This window comes from Streptomyces sp. NPDC007162 (assembly GCF_040634175.1).
Classification (GTDB): domain Bacteria; phylum Actinomycetota; class Actinomycetes; order Streptomycetales; family Streptomycetaceae; genus Streptomyces.
Window position 1 is genome coordinate 1 of sequence record NZ_JBEYFC010000603.1, and the last position, 4,761, is coordinate 4,761.

General features: G+C 68.1%; 4 protein-coding genes. All 4 read right to left on the minus strand.

What is annotated here, in order from left to right; all coding sequences use genetic code 11:
* Positions 1-91: 91 nt before the first annotated feature.
* The gene (locus ABZ646_RS40225; protein WP_360530812.1) at positions 92-1,882 is read right to left on the minus strand and encodes an ABC transporter substrate-binding protein; all 1,791 of its coding nucleotides are present in this window, start codon (positions 1,880-1,882) and stop codon (positions 92-94) included.
* Between the two features lie 68 nt (positions 1,883-1,950).
* Positions 1,951-2,958 (minus strand): ABC transporter permease, encoded by a 1,008-nt coding sequence (locus ABZ646_RS40230; RefSeq protein ID WP_360530815.1) that lies wholly within the window; start codon positions 2,956-2,958, stop codon positions 1,951-1,953.
* A gap of 324 nt (positions 2,959-3,282) precedes the next feature.
* Positions 3,283-4,080, minus strand: coding sequence for an enhanced serine sensitivity protein SseB C-terminal domain-containing protein (locus ABZ646_RS40235; RefSeq protein WP_360530818.1), 798 nt, complete (start codon positions 4,078-4,080; stop codon positions 3,283-3,285).
* Between the two features lie 158 nt (positions 4,081-4,238).
* On the minus strand, positions 4,239-4,761 hold a 523-nt coding region (locus ABZ646_RS40240; protein ID WP_360530821.1), incomplete at its 5' end, for an enhanced serine sensitivity protein SseB C-terminal domain-containing protein.

Consider the following 4,761-nt stretch of genomic DNA (forward strand, 5'->3'; position numbering starts at 1 on the left):
GCCGCGGACCGCCGGAGGTCTTCCGGTGGCCCGCGGTCCCGCCGCGCCGGCCTTCACCTGCCTTTCGTGCCGTACGGCGGGTGTGCCGGGATTACTTCGTGGACTTCAGACCGATGTTGACGAAGTCGTAGTAGCCGCTGTACGCGTTCGTCGTGTAGACGTTGCCGATACGCGAGGAGCGCCAGTTCAGGAGCCGCTCGAAGGTGAAGGGCAGGTAGTACGCGCCCTCGCTGACCTTGTGGTTGATCTCCGTGGCGATCTGCGTCTTCTTCGAGTCGTCCAGCGTGGTGGTGTACTGGTCGAACAGCCCGTCGATCGTCTTGTCCTTGATCAGGGCGAAGTTGTTGTTACCGCTCTGCAGGATGTACTTGCTGCTCCACAGCGGGATGCCGTAGCCCTGGACGGTCGGGAAGTCCGGGCCCCAGCCCATGATGATGATGCCGAGCTTCTTCTTCGCGACGTTCGAGGGAGAGCCGATGATGCCGGAGCTCTGCGAACCGTCGTACTGGTAGATGTCGGCGGTGATGCCGACCTTCTTCAGCGCCGCCTGCAGGGACGTGGCCGTGGCCACCTCCTGCTGCTTGTTGTTGCGGACGGCGATGGTGGTCTTGAAGCCGTTCGGCTGACCGCAGGCCTTCAGCGCCTGCTTGGCCAGGGCGTCGTTGCCGGTCTTGTTCTTGCCGGAGATGCCGTACGGGTCGTACTTCTGGCCCTCGCCACCGGCGATCGACGGCGGCAGCATGTTGGTACCGATGTCACCACCGGCGATCGGGCCGCCGCGCGCGGTCTGCAGCGACACGTGGTCGGCCGCGTAGATGACGGCCTTGCGGCACTCGATGTTGTCGAACGGCTTGACGCTCTGCGGGAAGACCGCGTAGCGGATGAAGCCGGAGACCGGGTTGTCCAGGTTGGCCTTGTGCTGCTTCAGAGCGGTGGTGCGGCCCTGCGGGCCGAGTCCCGTCTGGCTGGCGTCGATGTCGTAGTCGCCGTTGATCAGACGCTGGTCCGCGTCACTCTGGTTGGACGAGATGTCCAGCGTGATCTTGTCCGGGTACGCCTTGCGGACCGGGTCCGAGGACGCCTTCCAGCTGGTGTTGCGGACCAGGACCAGCCCCTTGCCCGGGCTGTACGACTGGAACTTGTACGGGCCGGACGAGAACGGGTGCAGCGTGTACTTGGCCTTGGTGTCCTTGTCCTGGCGGACCGGAGAGGCCGTGACCATCGCCAGGACCTGACGGAAGTCGGAGTTCGGCTTCGGCAGGTGGAACACGATCGTCTTGGCGTCGGGCGTGGAGATCGCCTTCAGGCCGAGGTGGTCCTTGGAGGTGTCCTTGTACGGACCCTTGTAGGTGTTGTTCGGGTCGAGCATCTGCTGGAGGTAGATCGGACCGCCGGACAGCACGTCCTGCGCCCAGACGCGCTCGATGCCGTACTTGATGTCCTGGGAGGTGATGGTCTTGCCGTCCTCCCACGTGATGCCGTCCCGCAGGTGGAAGGTGTACGTCTTACCGTCGGAGGAGACCTGGCCCATGTCGGAGGCGAGGTCCGGCGTGAGCTCGGCTCCCGCGGCACCCGGCTCGGTCTTGTACGTGAGCAGCTGACGGCTGTAGTAGCGCGAGAAGTCCCACATGAAGCCGTAGTAGCCGCGAGTGGTGTCCCAGAAGTCGGCGTCCTGGGTGCTGACGAACTTGAGCGTGCCGCCCTTCTTGACCAGTGAGGCCTGGGCGACCTTGTTGTTCGCCGCGTCGAAGCCGGCGGCGCCGTTCTTCGAACCGCTGTTGTCGCTGCCGCCGCCGCACGCCGCCATGGCCAGCATGCCGGCGACCGCGGCAGCAGCGGCCAGCGCCTGCTTACGCCGCCCTGAGGTGCGTTGGGTAGTCACGATCTCGGATCCTCCGGATTTGATGAGAGACCCCGTGTAGATGGCACGGGAGGCTTGGGTAAGGCGGTTCAGCGGGAGCCCTTCGGGTCCAGCGCGTCCCGCACGCCGTCGCCGAAGAGGTTGAAGGCCAGAACGGTGATGAAGATCGCCACGCCGGGCACGACCATGTACATGGGGTCCGAGTCGTAGTAGTCGATCGCGGTGGAGAGCATCTGCCCCCAGGAGGACGTGGGCGGCTTGACGCCCACGCCCAGGAAGCTGAGTGCCGCCTCGGTGAGGATGTTGGTGGGGATCATCATCGTCGTGTAGACGATGATCGGCGCGACCAGGTTGGGCAGCAGTTCCTTGAACAGGATGTAGAAGCGCCCGGCGCCCAGCGATCGGGCGGCCTCGACGTACTCGCGCTCACGCATCGAGAGGGTCTGGCCGCGCACCACACGGCCGATGTACGGCCAGCCGAAGAAGCCGATGACCAGGATCATCACGAACACACGCACGCTGGATCCGCTCAGGCCCAGCATCTCGTTCGGCATCACGGAGACCAGCGCGATGATGAAGAGCAGCTGCGGGAAGGCCAGCAGACCGTCCATGACGCGGCTGATCACCGAGTCGACCCAGCCGCCGAAGAAGCCGGCCAGGATGCCGAGAACCGTGCCGAGCACGACGGCGACGACAGCGGACAGGAAGCCGACGAGGAGCGAGATCTGGGCGCCGTAGAGGATCCGCGCGAAGATGTCGCGACCGTTCACGGGCTCGACGCCCAGCAGATGGTCGCCGCTGATGCCGCCCAACGACCCCTTGGGCGTGCCGAACAGAGGGTCGATCAGGCTCTCGTGGAAGGTGTCCGGATCCTGCCCGACCAGGTTGGCGATCACTGGGGCGAGGACGGCGACCAGGATGAGGAGGAGCACGACGACGCCGCCCGTGAGGGCGAGTTTGTCGCGCTTCAGGCGCTCCCAGGCGATCCGGCCCAGGGAACGCCCCTGCACGGCCTTCTCACCGGCGGTGGCAAGCGCCGCTTCTTCGGCCGCACTCGGGGCCGCTTCCGCGGTCGGCTCGTGCAATGGTGCCGTCATCTGGCAGGGACCCCTCTCAACCGGCTGTAGCCGGCTTGCACTTGCCGCTGGTAGCGGCATGATCGCTCTCTGCTGGGCAGGGTTGAACACCCCATGAAGCGCGAGTCTTCAACGCTCTGGCGACTCGTTGCCAGAGTTGGCGGCGAATGGATGCGCAACCGTGATACGAGCAAGGCGTTTCGTTATCCGAACGTCGGGTAACGCCTGCCGGACAAGGACAAAGGCGGCAAGTCGTCGCACGGGCGGCCAAAGCACCACATTCGCCGGGCGGGAATGATCTGGATCACGTCGTCTCGGGCACGTCGCGACCGCCCGGCGACGTTGTCAGTAACCGCCGGGCGCGGGTGGGTAGCCGTAGCCGGCCGCCGGGGCCGGGGGGAGGGCCGCGTGGGCCTCGCGGTCGTAGAACGGGCGGGCCGCCGCTCTCATCCACAGCACGACCGGGTCGTACTCGTCGGTCATGGCCACGGTGGACACCGGCAGGCCGTCCGGCACCGCGCCGATCGACTGCTGCATCATCGCCCGCACCGAGTCCACCGCCGGCGGCGAGGTGTCGTACACGTCGAGGCCGATCGCCAGGTACGGTGCCCCGAGCGCCGGCTGCACCCAGGCGCGGCGCAACGAGCGGACCGCGGGCGTACGGTGGGCGTTCTGCGACAGCAGGGCGTAGAACTGCGGGATCTCGATGGTCGGTTCGGCCAGCCGCAGCGGACCGGCCGGCTGCCGGTCCAGGCCCGTGGCGATGCGGCGCAGGTCCAGCCAGGGGATGCCGACCCCGCCGCCCGGGGCGTGCGGGTTGAGCCAGAGGCCGAAGTGGTCGGGGTAGAGGGTGCGGGCCACGTCGACGCCGTCGACCACCTCGTACGAGCGGTTCCAGCCACTGGCCGACAGCTCCTGGGCGGAGGTCACGCAGGGGGCGTAGCCGTGCCCTTCCACCTCCATGTTCCCGTACTGGGCGTCGGGGGAGCCGGACTGGCCGTGCCAGAGCAGCATCCAGATCTGGCCGGAGGCGGGTGTGGCGAGGGCGCGGAGGAGTGCCTCGTAGGCGTCGTAGCGCCCGGGGGTTACCTGGCGCAGCATGTGCTCGACCTGTCCGGTCGCCGCGGTGCCGCTGGCGCTCACGTGTTACCGCCCCTTCGTTCGTCGCCCCGCGTGTGGAGCTTGCCCCGCGTTTGGGGACAGCTTAAGCGCCCAGGGGGTGGGGGCCGATGGTCCGTGCGCGGGTGCGGGTCCGGCCGCGCGGGAAAGGAGGCTTCACCGGCCGCACTGGTAGAGAGGCTTCAGTGGCCGTACTGGTAGAAGGGGCGCACGTGGTCCCGCATCCAGTGGGCGACCGGGTCGTCCGCCACGTCCAGCAGGACCAGGTTGACCGGCCAGGGCACCGGGACCCGTCCCAGCGCCTTGCCGAGGGCCTCCAGGGGCAGGGCGCGCAGGTCGCCCTCCCACTGGGAGAGTTCGACGCCCACGAACATCACCGGGTCGGCCGTCTCGATCGCCGCCAGGCAGCGGCGGGCCGTGGCGACCACGCCGATCGCCGCGAACTCCGCCGAGGCCGCCGCCAGGAAGTCCATCGGGTCGTCCTGCCAGTCCGGCTCGAAGAGGCGGACCCGGCCGCCCGAGGCGGGTCCGTCCAGTTGGGTGCGGCCGGCCCGGCACAGCTCGGCGACCCCCTCCGGCGGCAGCGGAAGGCCCACCACTCCCCCGGGGTTCACGGCGATGCCGACCTGCGGGGGCAGGCCGCGGGCGAACTCCACGGCGGGGGCGATGGTGTACGACAGGTGCGAGCCGACCACCAGGCGGAAC

Bases quoted from the DNA above. Each gene is read 5' to 3' on its own strand.
- ABZ646_RS40230 (WP_360530815.1), bottom strand. From the start codon at position 2,958: ATGACGGCACCATTGCACGAGCCGACCGCGGAAGCGGCCCCGAGTGCG.